Origin of the sequence: Streptomyces hokutonensis, from assembly GCF_000376565.1 — a bacterium.
Lineage (GTDB): Bacteria > Actinomycetota > Actinomycetes > Streptomycetales > Streptomycetaceae > Streptomyces > Streptomyces hokutonensis.
Genome location: NZ_BARG01000114.1, coordinates 24,075 through 40,131, shown reverse-complemented (window position 1 = coordinate 40,131; position 16,057 = coordinate 24,075). Strand labels below are relative to the sequence as shown.

13 protein-coding genes are annotated in these 16,057 nt (G+C 68.1%); 3 read left to right on the top strand and 10 right to left on the bottom strand.

Features of this window, described 5'->3' with window-relative positions:
- The 3 genes from SSP08S_RS64370 to eccE form a co-directional block, all read right to left on the bottom strand.
- A partial coding sequence (locus SSP08S_RS64370; protein ID WP_019075440.1) for an SCO5717 family growth-regulating ATPase occupies positions 1–1,478 on the bottom strand: 1,478 nt, incomplete at its 3' end.
- 333 nt (positions 1,479–1,811) lie between these two features.
- Positions 1,812–2,558 carry a hypothetical protein gene (locus SSP08S_RS51290; protein WP_019075439.1) on the bottom strand — a complete coding sequence of 249 codons (747 nt, stop codon included), beginning with the start codon at positions 2,556–2,558 and terminating at the stop codon, positions 1,812–1,814.
- Complete coding sequence (gene eccE, locus SSP08S_RS51285) at positions 2,558–3,871, bottom strand: type VII secretion protein EccE (RefSeq protein WP_078532869.1); 1,314 nt, start codon at positions 3,869–3,871, stop codon at positions 2,558–2,560. The genes SSP08S_RS51290 and eccE overlap by 1 nt, the downstream gene beginning before the upstream one ends.
- Positions 3,872–4,076: 205 nt before the next feature.
- Between eccE and eccB the strand changes: the two genes are divergently transcribed.
- Both eccB and mycP read left to right on the top strand, forming a co-directional pair.
- Positions 4,077–5,609, top strand: coding sequence for a type VII secretion protein EccB (gene eccB / locus SSP08S_RS51280; protein ID WP_019075437.1), 1,533 nt, complete (start codon positions 4,077–4,079; stop codon positions 5,607–5,609).
- A 25-nt stretch (positions 5,610–5,634) separates the two neighbouring features.
- Complete coding sequence (gene mycP / locus SSP08S_RS51275; protein WP_019075436.1) at positions 5,635–6,885, top strand: type VII secretion-associated serine protease mycosin; 1,251 nt, start codon at positions 5,635–5,637, stop codon at positions 6,883–6,885.
- A 45-nt stretch (positions 6,886–6,930) separates the two neighbouring features.
- Here the strand turns inward: mycP and SSP08S_RS51270 are convergent, their stop codons facing one another.
- The 7 genes from SSP08S_RS51270 to SSP08S_RS51240 form a co-directional block, all read right to left on the bottom strand.
- The gene (locus tag SSP08S_RS51270) at positions 6,931–7,473 is read right to left on the bottom strand and encodes a hypothetical protein (RefSeq protein ID WP_019075435.1); all 543 of its coding nucleotides are present in this window, start codon (positions 7,471–7,473) and stop codon (positions 6,931–6,933) included.
- A gap of 194 nt (positions 7,474–7,667) precedes the next feature.
- Complete coding sequence (locus tag SSP08S_RS51265) at positions 7,668–8,297, bottom strand: hypothetical protein (RefSeq protein WP_043260428.1); 630 nt, start codon at positions 8,295–8,297, stop codon at positions 7,668–7,670.
- Between the two features lie 4 nt (positions 8,298–8,301).
- Positions 8,302–10,617 carry a hypothetical protein gene (locus tag SSP08S_RS51260; protein ID WP_019075433.1) on the bottom strand — a complete coding sequence of 772 codons (2,316 nt, stop codon included), beginning with the start codon at positions 10,615–10,617 and terminating at the stop codon, positions 8,302–8,304.
- Between the two features lie 98 nt (positions 10,618–10,715).
- On the bottom strand, positions 10,716–11,237 hold the full coding sequence (locus SSP08S_RS51255; RefSeq protein WP_019075432.1) for a hypothetical protein: 522 nt from the start codon (positions 11,235–11,237) through the stop codon (positions 10,716–10,718).
- Positions 11,238–11,369: 132 nt separating this feature from the next.
- A complete protein-coding gene (locus SSP08S_RS51250; RefSeq protein WP_158697345.1) occupies positions 11,370–12,086 on the bottom strand; it encodes a hypothetical protein in 717 nt (238 codons plus the stop codon).
- 3 nt (positions 12,087–12,089) lie between these two features.
- A complete protein-coding gene (locus SSP08S_RS57740; protein WP_019075430.1) occupies positions 12,090–14,453 on the bottom strand; it encodes a hypothetical protein in 2,364 nt (787 codons plus the stop codon).
- A complete protein-coding gene (locus SSP08S_RS51240) occupies positions 14,453–14,929 on the bottom strand; it encodes a hypothetical protein (protein WP_019075429.1) in 477 nt (158 codons plus the stop codon). Before SSP08S_RS51240 ends, SSP08S_RS57740 begins: the two co-directional genes overlap by 1 nt.
- A gap of 556 nt (positions 14,930–15,485) precedes the next feature.
- On the opposite strand from SSP08S_RS51240, the gene SSP08S_RS51235 reads away from it, so the two are divergent.
- The gene (locus SSP08S_RS51235; protein WP_245608137.1) at positions 15,486–15,992 is read left to right on the top strand and encodes a DUF2563 family protein; all 507 of its coding nucleotides are present in this window, start codon (positions 15,486–15,488) and stop codon (positions 15,990–15,992) included.
- The last annotated feature ends 65 nt before the right edge of the window (positions 15,993–16,057 follow it).

Here is a 16,057-nt window from a genome sequence, read left to right as displayed (position 1 = left end):
GGGGCGGGGGCGTGGGGGAAGCCGTAGCCGTCCTGCTGGGCGGGAGGCTGGGGGAAGCCGTAGCCGCCGCCCTGTTGGTCGGGTGGGGTGGGGACGGGTCCGGCGTGCGGGGCGCCCTGCTGGTTCTGCGGTGCGGGGGGCGGGAAGCCGTAGCTGCCCTGCTGGTTGGGTGGGGTGCCCGGGTGGTTCTGCTGGGCCGGGGGCTGCGGGAAGCCGTAGCCACCTTGTTCGTTCGGGGTCGGCGGCGCGGGCGGAGCGGGCGGCTGGGGGAAGCCGTAACCGCTCTGCGGCGGGGCCGGGGGCGTGGGTGCCGGGCCCTGTGGAGCGGGGGCGGTCCATGCGGCCGGTGCGGGCGGGGGTGTCTGGGATGACTGGGGTGCCTGCGGCTGCTGGAACGCGGGCTGCTGCTGGGGCGGCGACGGCGGCTGGGGCGGCGCGGGGTTCGCGGCCGGGGGCTGCTGAGCCGCAGCCTGGGGCTGAGGATGCGGCTGTGCGGGCCAGTGGTCGGCCGGGGCCGGGGCGGCGGGCTGGTAGGAGGGGGGCAGGGGCGGGACGCCGCTCTGCGGGGCCGGTGGGCGGGTCCAGGCGGGCGGGAGGGGCGGTACGTCGCCGGTGGCACCGGTGGCCGGGTCGGCAGCGGGTTCCGGGGCGTCGGGCTCGGGTGTCGCGGCCGGGGTGTCGGTGTCGCTCTCTTCGCCCGCGGATGCAGTGGTCGCGGAGGGGCCGTCGGCGCTCTCGTTCTCGTCCTGAGCCTGAGCCTGAGCCGGAGCCTCGGCCTCAGCTGAGTCCGCGCTCTCCGAGTCGGCGTCCGCGCCGTCCTCGTCCTGAGTGCTCACCTCGGCGGAGTCATCGCTCTCAGGGGTCTCCGTCAACTCGCCGTCGGCCGGAGGCACCTCATCGGGCACCTCACCTTCGGAGCCCTCGGACTCCCCTTCGCCGGAGCCGGAGTCCGCGCTGCCGGCATCCCCCACAGAACCCTCGGCGGGAGCCGGACCCGGAGCCGGAGTAACCGGGGCCTCGGCGTCGGCCTCTCCCGGCGTGGGGCTCGCTACCCCACCCCGCTCCGTGATCTCCCGCTTCAGCGCCGCCGCCGAGATCCGCATGGTCGCGCCGCTCACGAGGTCGCCGTTCTCGGAGTCCTCGTCGTCCTCGTCGGAGACCAGCGCCGCGGCCGTCCAGGCGGACGGGAAGCCGGGGTTGTTCGGCAACGCCGGTGTCGAGAACGGGAGGCCGACCGGTGACGAGGGCGGAGGCGGCGTGGCCGTACCGTTCGCCGGAGTCGGCGCAGCAGGTGCCGTAGGCGGCGCGGGCGTCGGCGATGCCTGCGCGGGCGTGCCCGACGAGTTCTGCGTGTACCAGGCCGGCGGGGCGTAGTCGATCGTGAACTCGCCCGTCATCTCGATGGCGGACTCGTCATCGGGCTGGTCATCGCCGGGCGTGGCCCAGCCCCCGCGGATCCCGTCCCGATCGCTGCTCACAATTCCTCCTGGTGTGGTCGAGCACCCTCATGCCGTGCTGGGGCGACCGTTCTTGACATCCGAACGTCCGATGCGCCGGGTCGTCCCCCTGAGCCCCTGGCCCTGGGCGACGCACCACCCGCGCGCGGATACTCGTGACGTGCCCTGTCCCAGCCTAATCACCAAAACCGTGGACTCGGCAGGCCCGCCCACCCCTTCGTGCACACCCACACGACCGAGACCGGCGATAGTGGACCAAATCCCCCTGGAAATCGACCAATCGCGACAGCTCGGGCACTTCAATCCGCCGGATCCACCCCACTGGCGGTCCGCCGGTCCGCCATCGGACCGCCGTCAGTCCATGCGGCGGGCGACGCCCAGCAGTCCCACCTCGGCGTCCGTCGGCTGGGTCATCACGTACTGCCGGTCCCGCTCCGTGCACCACAGGGTGACGCCTTCGGGCAGCGTCGGCAGTGACTCCAGGTCGGGGCGCGGCAGTCCGATCACGCGCCCGATCTCGGCCGCCTCGTCCGGCGACACCCGCTGCACACCCACCAGCCGCGCCTGCCGCATCAACCGCGGTGCGACCGGGCTGAGATACGGCAGCAGGGTCAGCACGGACTGCCAGGGCGCCGACGTCACCCGCCCGCGCGGGGGCCGCATCCCGCAGTCCCGCACCACCAGCACGGGCGTACCGGCGGAGGCGCCCTGCGGGGGGACGCGGCCGACGTCGTACACCGCGAGGCCGTTCTGGCCGCCGCCCATCGCGTGCACCATCTGCATCCAGGCCTGCGGCCGTCCCGTCTCGACGGCGACGCGCGCGCCCGTGGCCGCCGCGCGCAGCGCCAGCACCTGGGCCGTCCACAGGCCGCTGATGAGCAGGATGTCGTACGGCGTCGGGCGGTTGACCCCGAGCACGGCGGGCCGGCCATCGGGGTCGATGCCGACCACCACGCCGTCGTCCCCGATGGGCAGTGACAGCGCCTCCACCTGGTCGACGGGCAGTGCGTGCCGAGGGTGGCGCGGGCCGAGCAGTCCGAACCCGGTGCGCAGCCGTGAGGCGATGCCGGTGGTGCCGGGCTCTGTGGTCGTCATGGTCATCAGCGGGCACCTCCGAGGGGCAACGTGGCGAGGACGCCGGGGAGTTGTTCGCGGTCGAGGCGGGCCAGGCCGGTACGCGACTGCCGGGCCGCGTGCTCCAACTCGCGCCGGGCGTCGGTCAGTTCCTGGTTGCTGCGGCCGGTGATCCGGAGGTGTCCGGTGAGGGCCACGTCCTGCTGCTCGCCGCGGGCCAGGGTCAGGCTGAAGGTCGTCGCCAGCGCGGGAACCGCCGTGAGTCGGGCCACGAGCTGGGCCAACGAGGTGCCGGACTCGCCCAGTTGGGGCCAGCGGCGCACCCAGTAGGTGGTGTGCCGGCGGTTGTCGCAGCGCCAACTGCGGCTGGACTCCTCGGTCCGCCGCTGCGGTGCCTCGCTCCGCCCGGCCTGCGCGGTCACCATCGGGTTGGCGCACGCGGAGGTGGCGATCGCGGCCGTCAGCTCCTCCTCGGTGAGCACGTTGCCCCGCAGCCCGGCACCGGACAGCCGGCTCGACAGATGCTCCGCCGATCGCACCAGGCACTTCTGCGCCCCGACAAGACCACCCCCGCGCGCGGCCACCGCCTCGGGGCACAGCTCGGGGTCGAGCTTCAGCGCGATCCAGGTGATACGGACGGCGGGTGAGCCCGTCTGGGCCTGCAGCGGCGCGTAGTTGCTCACCACGACCGACTGCTGCGGCAGATGCAGCGCGGGCGCGGGCTGGGTGTGCACCACGATCTGCGCCGATTCGAGGCGGATGCCGTCGACTTCGAGGGTGTCCCGGACCAGTCCCACGGGCAGCGGTCTGCGTCCGCGCTCGGCACGCAACGCGCCCGCGTCGGACTCCACTTGGAGCACCGCGGTGAGGAAGTCGCCGTCGCCGACCATCCCGACCGGCCGCTGGTCGCGGTCGTCACCGCGGTGGTAGCTGTACGTCCGCAGGCTCGGGTCGCACTCCACGGCGGGCGCGAGACCGGCGTCCGTCCCGGGCGGCACCGGGGTGTTCGCGGCCCGCCGCACCCGGGACCGCAGCGCGAGCAGGGTGCCGAGCCACTCCGGCAGGGAGCGCCCCCGGCGTCGTACGACGGCGAGGACCACCAGGAGCGCGGCGACGACGACCGAGGGCACGAGCGCGAACGGACCGACGAGCCAGCCGCAGACCACGAGCGCCGCCGCGACCTCCAGCAGCACCAGCCGCTGGGTCGTGAACGAACCCCCGCGCCCCGAACGCGACTTCAGATGAGGCGTGAAGGAGCCGCGGTACGGACCCGAAACGCTCGCCTGATCCGAGGCGGCCGCCGATTGCGATCGCGACCGGTTCCGCGTTGCGGAAGCCATCACTCCAAAACCCCCGAACTCTCCCGAAATTCCCTGCGCTCTCGTCCCCTCAGGGCCAGAGCACCCTACCCGTGACACAAGCACACCCACGCAACAGGCATAGTAGGGGGCGGGTCTGACACCAGAGGTATCAGAGGCAATCGGGGGCAGTGGACACATCTCCACAGGTCCTCCACGGCTCCGCACGGGGAGAGAGCGGACACAGATGGCATCACGGCGCGACGAACTCAACGCCTACACCTTCGCGAAGCGCCGCACGCTCGCGTCCTTCCTGCAGCCGTCCCCGACGGGCTCGGAAGAAGGCGCGCCGAAACCACTGGGCGCACTGGTGCCCGGAGTCATCGTCGGAGTGGTGATCCTCGCGGTGTTCGGCGGGATCGGCATGTTCAAGCCGACGGCTCCCCAGGGGTGGGCCGACGTCGAGTCGCACGTCATCGTCGCGAGCAAGTCGACCACCCGGTACGTGGTGCTGACCACCGGCAAGAACAAGCAGAAGCAGCTGCACCCGGTCCTCAACATGGCCTCCGCGAAACTCCTCCTGGATCCGAACAAGTCCAGCGTCATCACCGTCGACGAGAACGTCCTCGACAACGGCAAGCTCCCGCACGGCGCCACCATCGGCATCCCCTACGCCCCCGACCGCCTCCCCTCCTCCGGCGAGGCCGAGGCGGCCAAGCGCTGGGCCGTGTGCGAGCGCCCCAGCGCCGGCGGACGCGCCATCCAGAAGGCGACGTTCGTCCTCGCGAAGAAGGAGTGGCCGAAGACGGAGGGCACCGGCAGGCTCTCCGGCGGCGACCTGATGTACGTCGTCGCCCCGGACGGCAAGACGCAGTACGTGGTCGACGCCCAAGGCACCGCCTACGAGATCGCCGACCCCTCGGACAACGAACTCCTCAAGGCCCTCGACACCCAGGGCCGGGCCCCGCAGCGCGTCTCCCAGGAATGGCTCGACACCCTCCACAAGGGCGACGAGATCTCCATCCCGAAGATCACCGGCGGCACCCCGGGCACGAAGGCCGGCGCCTCCGCCCTCCTGGGGGACTACGACAAGGTCGGCGAGGTCATCAAGGCCTACGCCGGCCAGGTGATGCAGTACTACGTGGTGCTGCCCGGCAAGGTGGCCCGTATCTCCGAGTTCACCGCCACGCTCCTGCTCAACAGCGGGGACCTCGTCGACGTCGGCCAGGCGGGCGAGGCCCAGCAGGTCAGCCCCGGCGCGGTCGCCGACAGCACCACCTTCGACGCCGACAAGAACTGGCCGACGTACAAGCCGAAGACGGTCAACGACGGCACCAGCGCCACCAGCGGTCCCAACACCGTCTGCAACGTGCTGCGTTCGGTCGGCGCGGACAACAGGACGACGCTCTCCACCTGGGTCGGCACCGACTACCCGGCGCAGCTGCCCACCGGCTCCTCCAGCGCGTACGTCACCGCCGGTTCCGGCCAGCTCTTCCGCCAGGTCAAGGGCACCGAGGCGAAGGCTGGCCCGGTCTTCCTGGTCACCGACACCGGCCTGCGCTACGCCCTTCAGTCCAACAGCGACAGCGCCACCGACGACAGCGGCATCGGCACTACGGCCGCGCAGCGCAAGCAGGAGCTGAGCGAGGCCGAGATCGCGCAGACCCGCCTCGGCTACGAGAAGGTCACCCCCACGCCCGTTCCCGCCGAGTGGTCGACGTTCCTGCCGATGGGCCCCCGCCTGTCGGAGGCGGCGGCACGGCAGCCGCAGGGTTCGTGAGAGAGACGGGCGAGGGGTTCAACCGATGCTGATCGCGCGGATGTTGAGGGTGACGGTGGCGGCCTCGATGGTGGCCGTACCCCTGTCGATGTCGCCGTTGCTGGTGACTCCGGTGTGGGCGGACGACGGCCAGTGCACGTTCCCGTCGAAGGACTACACGGGCCGCCCTTGGGCCCTGCAGCGCGTCAATCTCGACGAGTTGTGGGCGGAGTCCACCGGCAAGGGCGTCAAGGTGGCCGTGATCGACACGGGTGTCGACGTGAAGAACAAGCAACTGAAGTCGGCGGTCGACGCGTCCAAGGGCGAGAACCTGCTGCCCCCCAAGAACACCAAGGGCGAGACGATCGACCGCGGCAACAGCCAGGGCACCACGGACACGGTCGGCCACGGCACCCGGGTGGCCGGCATCATCGCGGCCCGCCCCGCCAAGGGCACCGGCTTCGTGGGCCTGGCGCCCGACGCGACGATCATCCCGATCAAGCAGAACGACGCGGAGGGCGACGGCACGGCCGCCACCCTCGCGACGGCCATCCGCGACGCGGTGGCCAAGGGCGCCGACGTCATCAACATCTCCCAGGACACAGCCAACGCCGTGGCCCCCGACGACCGCCTCCGCCAGGCCGTGGACTACGCCCTCGCGCAGCGCGTAGTGGTCGTAGCCTCGGCCGGCAACGACGGCCTCGGCGGCAACGTCAAGGTCACCTACCCGGCCTCCTACGACGGCGTCCTCGCCGTCGCGGCCTCCGACCGCAACAACGAACGCGCCTCCTTCTCCCAGTCCGGCGAGTTCGTCGGCGTGGCCGCGCCCGGCGTCGACATGATCTCCACGGTCCCGGGCGGCGGCCACTGCTCCGACAACGGTACGAGCTTCTCGGCGCCCTATGTCGCGGGCGTGGCCGCCCTGTTGAAGGCCAAGTACCCGCACTGGACGGCCCGCCAGATCGTCGCCCAGATCGAACAGACCGCGGAACGCTCCATCTCCGGCCACGACCGCCTCGTCGGCTGGGGCGTGGTCGACCCGGTCAAGGCCCTCACGGACGTGGACCCCGAACACCCCGTGGAGTCTCCCGCCCCTGAGGGCGGCGTCTCCAAGGCCGAGGCTCCGTCGGTGACTCCCCTGCACTTCGGCGAGACGGCGGACGAACGGAACACCCGGCTGGGCACGTACGTGGTCGTCGGTGGGCTGCTCGCGGTGGCGGGGCTTGGGGGGACTGCGGTGGCGGTGCGGGATGCGCGGAGGCGGCGGGGGCGGGTTACGGGCGGGGCGGGTGGTTGACGGACGTGGAGAAGCGTGGTGTCCGTGGCGAGCCCCGACACCCGCTCAGGTCTTCTTGCAGGGCCCCTGTTTCTTGACCGTCGCCGTGTAGGCGGAGATCAGGCTTTTCATGGCCGACTCGTTCGGCCGCGCCGGCTTCAGAACCTTGACTAGGGTGCTGATGTCTTCCTCCTCGACGCCGGCTCCACGGCACTTGAGCAGTGACACAGCGGCGTGATCGACGTACGCGATGCTGGTGCCTTCAGTGAACTTCGGCTGTGTGACGCGGAGTTGGGTGTAGAGGATGTGCCGCGCCGAGTCACCGGCGACGATGCGCTCCCTGCTCAAGGCCAGCACCATGACGTCGTCGACGTCGACCGTGCAGAGCAGCGCATCGTCGGTCGACCCCTCCGCCTCCGTGGTGAGCTTCTTGCCGGAGGCGGGCAGAAGCCGGGACAGCGCGTCGACCGGCACGGACACCCCGCACAGGGCTTTGGGCACCGTGAACTCCCGACTCGGCTTGTCCGCCGAGCAGCCGGCCGCGGTGACAACACCGACCACGGCGACAACGAGGGAGATACTCCGCAGGATGTAGGTCTCGCGCTGCACTTCGCGTCACTCTCCGAGTTCCGTTGGCGGTGCAGGGGGGTGAAGACGGTCGCCTGCGTTGCGATCTTTTCCCGGGGGCAGCACGGGTTCCAGCGCGGCGCTGGAGACCAAGGAGCACCGCTCCGAAGACGACCACGGTCGCGACGTCGTCCACCGCCCGAAAGCCCTTGCATTGTGGTCTAGTTCGGCGTCCCCTATGAACTTTTGCCGATCTTATTCGGCGTATCGCATTTCGCCTTGGTGTGGGCATATCCGGCGGCATTCCTGGCGAGGGTGATGAGTCCGGCGCGCAGCGTCGAGTCGCTGGCAGTGCCTTTCTTCTTCAGGTTGACGACCACGCTGAGGTGACGGTCGGCACCGTGCGATGTGCAGGGAAGGTAGACCGCCGCGACCTTTGACGAGGCGAGCGCCTTGTCCCCGGCGGTGAACGGTGTCAGTGACGACACGGAGTCGTACTGCCCCAGCACTTCCTCGGCCCATGCCTCCGTGGTGTCGTACTCCAGCAACTCGGTCCCTGCCCAGGCGAGTTGTTCACCGCCCCCGTCCACGGTGCAGTCCGTCTGATACGTGTCGTCGGTGGCATCGAGTCGGAGGTCCGTCAGGCTGTTGTCGAACGAGTACGACGACTTCTCGGGCAGAATCCGCTTCAGGGCGGCGGCACTTGTGGACGTGGATCCCAAGGTTGCGCACACATCCGATGCCTGGATGTCGCCCACCTTCTCCTCGAAGGGCGGCAGCTTGACCGCGTAGGCGATGCCTGCGAGGAGCGCCAGCGAGATGAACACCGCGCAGGCGAGAACAGTCTTTGAACGGGTGAGATTCAATTTTTCAGTCTTCCGTGTCGAGTTGCCGAGGGATTCCCTCTCCGTCGAGATACTGGTGGACCTTCCGGCCTGCCGAGTCGAATCCGTCTTCCGCGGAGGTCGCGACGGACGCCTCGATCAGGGGATAGCGGTGACCGGTATTCTCGCCCGCCTTCCTGGCCGCCGCTTCGACCAACTTGTAAGTCGAGTCGGATGTGTCCTGGAAGCTCGCACCGTTGCGGTAGATCACTTCTCCGGAACTGTCCTTCATGGCTCCCTCGGTGATGGAGCTGATGATCTCGTCGGCGGCCGTCCCCGCCAGATCGCCGATGATGGCGCCCCCTGGACCAGTGAGCGGCTCTGTGGCCATGCCGACGCCGATACCGATGGCGGTTCCGCCCCACGTGCTCGCGTTCTCCAGAGCGGCGTTGTATTCGGCGTCCTTGGCACCGCCCTCCAACTCGCCCGCATAGGCGCGTCCGGCGCCGAGAATGCCCTCGATCTGGCCCGCGGTGCGGGCCGCGCCGTCGATCCCCTGCTTGAGGTTCTCGCTTTGGCTGAACGACGGATCCTGGACGTAGCCGTCCGGATGCTCGAAGTGATGCTGCATCAACTGGGTCGTATAGCTGTGCTGGCCCAGATTTACGGCGGCGTACCCCTCGGGATTCTGGCCGACCGTGTAGAGGAACCTCGTCAGATCCCGCTCGTCGGGGGCGGCCGCGGTTCCCGCGATGGGGAAGAGGGCCGTCTCATGGTCCTGTCCTGCGTGCAACTGGCGATTGATGTCAGGCATGTACTCCGCGGCGATCTGCCCCATGCTGTCCGACATATAGCTGTTCTTGCTCAGGCGGGACGGGTCCTCGGAGACCGACTGGACGATATGCTCCATCAGCTTTGCCTGATCGGCGTTGTGGGCCGGAGTGTCCGCCGTGGGCATTTCGCCCGCCGGATGCCCGGTGGTGGCCGCTTCCAGCGCGAGGGCCAGATTGTTCTGGCCGGTGTGGATGTCGTCGCCGTGGAGGTCCGTCTCCTGGGGCCAGTCGCGTTCCTCGAACAGGTACTGGAAGTTGGACAGCGTGACCTTGCCCTTGTAGTCGTTCTCGTCGTCCGAGTCGCGCTCGAAAGGATTGTCCGGGTTGTCCTTCGAGACGTACTCCTGGTTGAAGAACGAGGTAGCCGCGTCAGGGCTGTTGGACAGGCCCTTGAGGTAACCGGTGAGCGGGTCGGAGCCGCTGTCGTCGCCGATGCGGTTCAGCCATGGGTCTCCGCCCATGAGCTGCCAGAACCCGTTGCGGTGCGCGCCGTTGCCGGTGAGCTTGCGTTCGGTCTCCATGAGCTTGGTGCCGTAGTCCTGGAGGAACCGGTCGTCGTAGTCGCCGGCCCGCATCAGGTTGCTCATGACCTGAAAACCCATGGGGCCGCCGCGGTCGCCGTACAGCGGCTTGTCGCCGATGTCGATCATCGTGCGCTTCCAGTCGGCCATCGCCGCCGAATCGCTCTGCGACGCGTGCGCCAGCGTCATGCTCAAGTTGCGCTGCAGATCGTCGAACTGGTCGAGCCGCTCGCGCCCCAGTTCGTAGTTCCCCCGGTTGGCGTCCGTGATCCCGGTCCAGAATTCCAGGGTCTTCTGCGGCCCGAGCCGCGTGGCGAACCGCTCCGCGAAGAGCTCGTCCCCGCCGTACTTCTTGAGCCCCGCGTTGAGTCGGTCGAAGTCCTGGACCGTCAGATCGTCGGGGTTCTTCTTCGCCAGCTCTGCCAGCTCGTCGGCTTCCTTCACGGCCGCCGCAGCATCGTCACGGTTGGCATAGTTGGCGTCCGTGAAGCCCAATTCGCTCTGATCCGCGATGGCTTGGAGGACCGTTTTGGCCGTCTCGTCGCTCTCGGTCGCCTTGTTCAGAATCCCCTGGATCAGGTCCCGGAGCGCGGTGATCTCGGTCGCGTTGTCCTTGTCCCCCTGGGCACGGCCCTCGGGGGGAACATTCGTGGTGACCGTGAAACCGCCGTCGTAGCCGATGACCGTGAGGTTCTTCTTCCGGCCGCCCTCGATGGCGTCGGCCAACTGCCCGTGGTAGCCCTTGAGCTCGTCCCGGGTGTCGCTGAGGATGTTGTGAATCGACTTGGCCTGCGTGTGGGCGTCGGTGAATTCACCGGCGGTCTTCCCGATGAACTCCTTGGACACCTTGGCGTTCACACCGGCCCAGTCGGCCTTGTTGGCGGCCTGGTGAAGGTCGTCCTCGGCGTCCTTCTTGAGTTCCTCGAGGTGCCCGACGAGCGTCGACCAGTCGGATACGGCGTCGTCGAGCAGCGTGAAATTCGCGTCGCGGAGAGCGTTGAGTTGCATGGGGACGTGTCCTTGAAGGGGGTGGGAGAACAGATGAGGGAGGGGGAGCGAATACGAGACCGGCGATGTGGCCGGACCGCTGTCCGCCCCGAAGCTCGCTACTCCTTCTCGTCCTTCTTGCCCTTGTCTCCGGAATGGACGGGATTCTTCTCGCCCGGCACGCCGACCCGTTCGTCGAAGCCGGCGTCCAGCGTGTCGATGCTGCTCATCTGCCGCTGGATATAGCCCTCGTCGCCTGCGTGCAGCTTTGTCGTGGTGTGCATGTGGTTGGAGATCTGGGCGCACGCGTCCATCAGGGACTTGAGCTGCTCCTCCCAGCGGGTCGACACATGCTGGAGTCCGGCGCCGAGCGCGAACCCCTGCTTCGAGAGGTCGCCGGCCGCGGAGTCGCTACTGGGTACGGCGACGCGGGCCTTGTCCCAGAGCTGGTTGTAGAGGGAGTTTGCGGCGCTGCCGATCTTCGCGAGGTCTTTCTGCCCGACTCGGAGATCGCCGTACTCCTTCGGCAGGACATAGGGTCCGTACGTCCCGCCGCCACCGTCGACGTGGTTCAACTGCATGGCAGGCGACTGCCGGTCGGCGGCCTGAGCTTTGAGCTGCTCCCACTCTTCCCACACCATGGACAGACCCTTCCCCCGCGCGCTGGACTCTGATCTCCGGTCAAGCTAGCAACCCGATCCGGGTAAAGTCCTGGTCAGGTCCGGAATGTGGTGATTGTTGGCGTGTGAAGTTTCAGGGAAGACGCCGCCGGCTCAGGCGAGTTTCTTCAAGTCGCCCAAGGACGTGGGGAGTTTGCTCTCCTGGAGGCAGTTCATCTGTCGGGCGAGTTTCACGGCGGCGCCGTAGCCGATGCGGGTCAGGTCCACTGGGGCCTGGGCGTCGTGATTCTGGTTGAGTCTGTACGTTCCGATGACCACGGAGAGCTCGGTGTTCTTCGCACGTCCGGGACCGACGGGGCAGCGGAAGTCGAGGTGCGAGGTGTCGGACGCGGCGCTCGCGTACGGCGCGCTCGCGTCTCTGTCGCCGTCGCCCGCGAGGTCGAAAACGGTCCAGCCGTTGGCGCTGTTCCAGGTGTGGTCTCCGGCGGCGACCTCGACCCACTGGGCGGAGATGGTCAGTTGACCTCCGGTGCGCTGGTCGGTGGCGACCGGTAGACAGAGATCGAATTCCTTGCCCCGGTGTTCGAAGGAGGAATCGGCAAGCAGTTTCTGCTTCGCCTCGGAGAGGCTCTTGACCTTCTCGTCCAGAGAGAGCGACGACTCGGTGAAATGTTGGGAACCGGTGAGCCTCTCCAGAGCGGACGCGGGCTCGCCGTTCAGCAGGGAGCCGCACACCTGCGATGCCGCCTGTCCCTTGCTCGAAGAGCTCGGTTCAGGCGTCGGCGCCGACTTCGACGAGCAGCCGCAGAGCGCGACCGCGAGAACAGCGAGCGCTGTCGAAAGCGCCGACTTCGAGAGGGAGAAGGTCATGGTTCAGCCTTCGGAGGAGGGGAGCTGGCCGACGTCTTCTTGGAGCTGGCTTCCGCTGGTGTAGCCGTCCTGGTGCGCGCTGCGCAGCGCGTTGCTGAGCGTCTGATACGTGTCGCTGGTCCAACGGGAATCATGGTCGGCCCTGTCGAGCACCGTGTACGCCGGCTGCATCGAGGCCTTGAAACCGTGCTCGAAGACTTGGTTTCCCTCGGCGTGATACTGCTCGGAGTTGTCCCTGTGCTGCGCTTCGGTGTACGCGTCCAGGTTCTTCTCGATCAGTGTGCCCGTCACTTCGCTGGTCTGATCGCTGACGATGGGGATCACCGTGGCGGCGAGACCGGTCTCCGCCTCGGGCACAAGTGAGAACATCCCTCCGGTGACCGCGCCCACGACCATCTTCTGGCGGTCCATACGGGCGTCGATCGCCTTGTTGTACGCCTCGTCCATCGCCTGCCCGTGAGCCTTGATCTGATCGGCGCGGGACTTGTCGAGCGTGCCCTGGACCTCGGCTCCCGTACGCACCGCGGTCTCGGCCTGGACACTGTGCACATGGCCCTGCGCGTCGACCGTCGGCTGGTGCGCGTCGACCAGCGAGGTGCTGTACACCTGCTGCGCCTGGCCCACTTCGGTGTAGGCGAGCGGATCCTGGCCCAGCGTGCTGAGGAACTTGGTGACCCCGAGCCCCTTGGCGTCGAAGTGCGCGCGCTCACCGAGCGAGCTGCGGCCCCCGTTGTCCATGGCGTAGAGCGACTTGTCGGCGTCGTGGTCCATGGCCCAGTCGATGTCGTCGATGTACGCGGCCCCGATCTTTCCGAGGCTGTCCGAGATACCCCGCTGCTTGTGCATCAACTGCGCACCACTGAGGCCGACTTGATCGTGGCCCTTGTACTCGGCGTCCCGCCCGTACAGCGCTACGACCTTCTCGGCGACCCTGGCCGTGTCCGCGTCGCGGTGCAGCGCGGGCGGATGGGCGTCGTACGGCGACCCGGTCGTCGCGGACTCCAGCGCGTGCCCGAGTGAGTCGTAGCCCGCGACGGTTTTCGCGTGCTCGCCCGCGTAGTCCTCGGGCCACTCGCGTTTGTCGGTCAGATAGTCGAAGTTGTCACCCTCGTTGAAGAACTGCGTCGAGGCGTCCGAGTTGTGGCCCAGTGCCTCCATGAACCCGGTCATCGGGTCCCGCCCGGCGTCGTTGGCGTCGCCGTAGTGGAGCTGCTCCCACTGACCGGAGTGGTCCCAGGGAAGTACGTCCTTGCGGGTGACACGACGCTGGAGCCCGCCGTACTCGTCCGACGTGTGCGACTTCTCGTAGTCGATGAGGTGGTCGCCGTAGTCGTGGAGGAAGTCGGTCCGGTATTCCCCGTTGCGCATCAGGTTGCTCATCGCCTGGAAGCCGTAGACGGGGTTCTCGCCGTTGGGCCGGACGTTCTGCCCGCCCAGGTCGATGGCGTCGGTCTTCCACCTCTGCATGGAGTCGCTGTCGGAGTGGCTGGCTGTGGCCAGGGTCATTCCCAACTGTTTCTCGAAGCCCTCGACGAGCTTCATCCGTTCCTTCTGTGCGGCCGAAAGTCCCTCGCGGGAGCGGGGGTTCACGGCGAACTGGGCGTCGTCGACCAGGCTCGCGTAGAACTCCATGGTCCGTTTGGGTCCCACGTCGGTCGCGAACCTCTCGGCGAAGAGGGGGTCGTTCTTGTACTGGGCGAGCGTGGTGTTGAGCTCGTCGAGTTCGGTGTTGGTGACGTCGCCCGGATCCTTGGCGAGGATCTTGGCCAGCTTGTCGGCGGCCGCCACGGCCTTGGCGGCGGAGTCGCGGTCCGTGTACGCCGCGTCGGAGAAGCCGTACTCGGCCTGGTCGACGAGGAGCTGGAGGACCTTGGCCGCGCTGCTGTCGCTCTCGGTGGCCTTGCCGAGGATGTGCTCGATCTCGGTGCGGAGCGCGTCGATGTCCTGCTGGCTGGTGGTGTCGGTCTTGCCGCTGGGGTCGGAGGCCCAGTCGGGGCGGGTGTTCCGGGTGACGACGAAGGTGCCGTCACCGGTGTCGATCACGGTGAGGTGCTTCTTGCCGCAGCGGTCGATGGCGTCGTTCAACTGGGCGTGAAAGCCGACGAGTTCGCCGTGGGTGTCGCTGAGGATCCTGGCGATGGAGTCGGCCTGGGTGTGCGCGTCGCCGAACTCGGTGGCGGTCTTGTCCACGAACTCGCGGGTGACGGTGGCGTTGAGCCCGGCCCAATCGGCCTTGTCCGCCTTGGCCTTGAGGTTGTCCTCGGCGTCCTTCTTGAGGTCGGCCAGCTTCTTGGTCATCTGCTGCCAGTCGGTGATCGCCTGGCCGAGCTGGCGGAAGTCGCCGTAGCGGAGCGTGTCGAGATCCATCAGTTCTGCCCGCTCCCGCTCTGCCCGCTCCGGTGGTCGAAGCCGTCGTCGAGGGTGGAGATGCTGCTGATGGTGTCGGCGATGTAGACCTCGTCGCCGGCGTGCGCGCCCTTGGTGTAGTCGAGGTGGTTGGAGATGTGGGCGGTGGCGTCCAGGAGCGAGCGGGTCTGCTCGGCCCAGCGTTCGGCGACGTGGTCGAGCGCGGCGCCGAGAGCGAAGCCCTGCTTCTTGAGACCGCCGGCCGCGGTGACGGAGGCGGTGCGGGCGTAGCCGCTGTAGTGGGTGAAGTCCTGATGGAGCTGGTAGGCGGCGTCACCGACCGCGGCCAAGTCCCGCTGGTTGACGCGCAGATCACCTTGCGCACGGTCCCCGCCGCCGCTCCCGCCCGGGTCCGGCGCCAACTGGTTCAACTCCATCCTCGCCGAGTGCCGCTCCGCCGCCTGGGCCTTGAGCTGCTCCCACTCGTCCCACGCCATGCGTGGATACCTCCCCGTTACCGCTGTATTCCGTTATGCCCCGTGGTTTGCGCTTTGCCCGATGAGCAGGTTTCCGACAGGGCAAAGTTGGCGTCAACGTAGCAATCGGTTTGTCAGGCTCAGGTTTTGTAGTCGCAAAGATCTTCCGATGTGGTGGCGGGAGGGGTGAGTTGTGGGGGATGCGCCGATGGCCCCTTGGGTGGTCCGTAGGTCGTTACGGTGCCGGTCGGACGGTGGGTACGGCCATCTGGGAGGCGGCGTACGGGAGTTGCCCGTGCGCCTGGTTCGTAGCGCGTGGAAATGTGATGAAGATCGAGAGGTGTGAGGTGTTCGAGGAGGTCGACCGTGGTCACGATTGGGTCGCCGGTGGATGGGTACCGCCACTTGGGGCCCTGTGACCGGTGTGATCCGAACCGGCGAATCGGGCAAAATGTGGCGACCGGGCCGGTTGCGTAACTGAGGTAACACACAGCACGGTTGGAGCCGTTGTACAGGGTGACTACAGTGGTAAACGCGTTGTCACGTACGGCTCGGTTTGCGATCGTACGGTGAGTGGATGGGATCGGCGCGGCTTGGCCGCGGCCGATGGATGTACGGGGAAACGGGGAGGAGCGTCGTGCTTCCGGCAGACATGGTGGGGGGCGTGTCGGCTACCAGGGCGAAGGACCTGGAGGCGAGCAGCGAAGCGTTGACCGACTTCGTGAACCGCGTGGACAAGGTCCTGAGTGATCTTGAGAGTTCGGCGGGGAATCCGAAACGGGTGGGCGCGCAGACGGTCAGTGCGGGGTCGATCCACAGTGGTGGGCGAGGCGCCTTCCACGAGGCGGACGGCCTGTACGACGAGTACCACGCGGTCCACAACAAGCTCACCGCCCTGTCCAAGACGCTGCATCTGCAGATCGAGGCGATCGCTATCGCCGTGCAGGGTGCCCGGGGCACCTTCGACGGGGTGGAAGAGGATCAGCGTCGGCGGTTCTGGGAGATTCAGACGGAGATCTCGAGGATCAACGACGCCTCGGGTGGCGAGCGCACCAACACCGCCAAGTCCGGCATGAGTGGGTGACGATGACTGACGATCAGTACAAGTGGGACCTGAGCAGGGTCACCCGCCAGAATCAGTTCACCGAC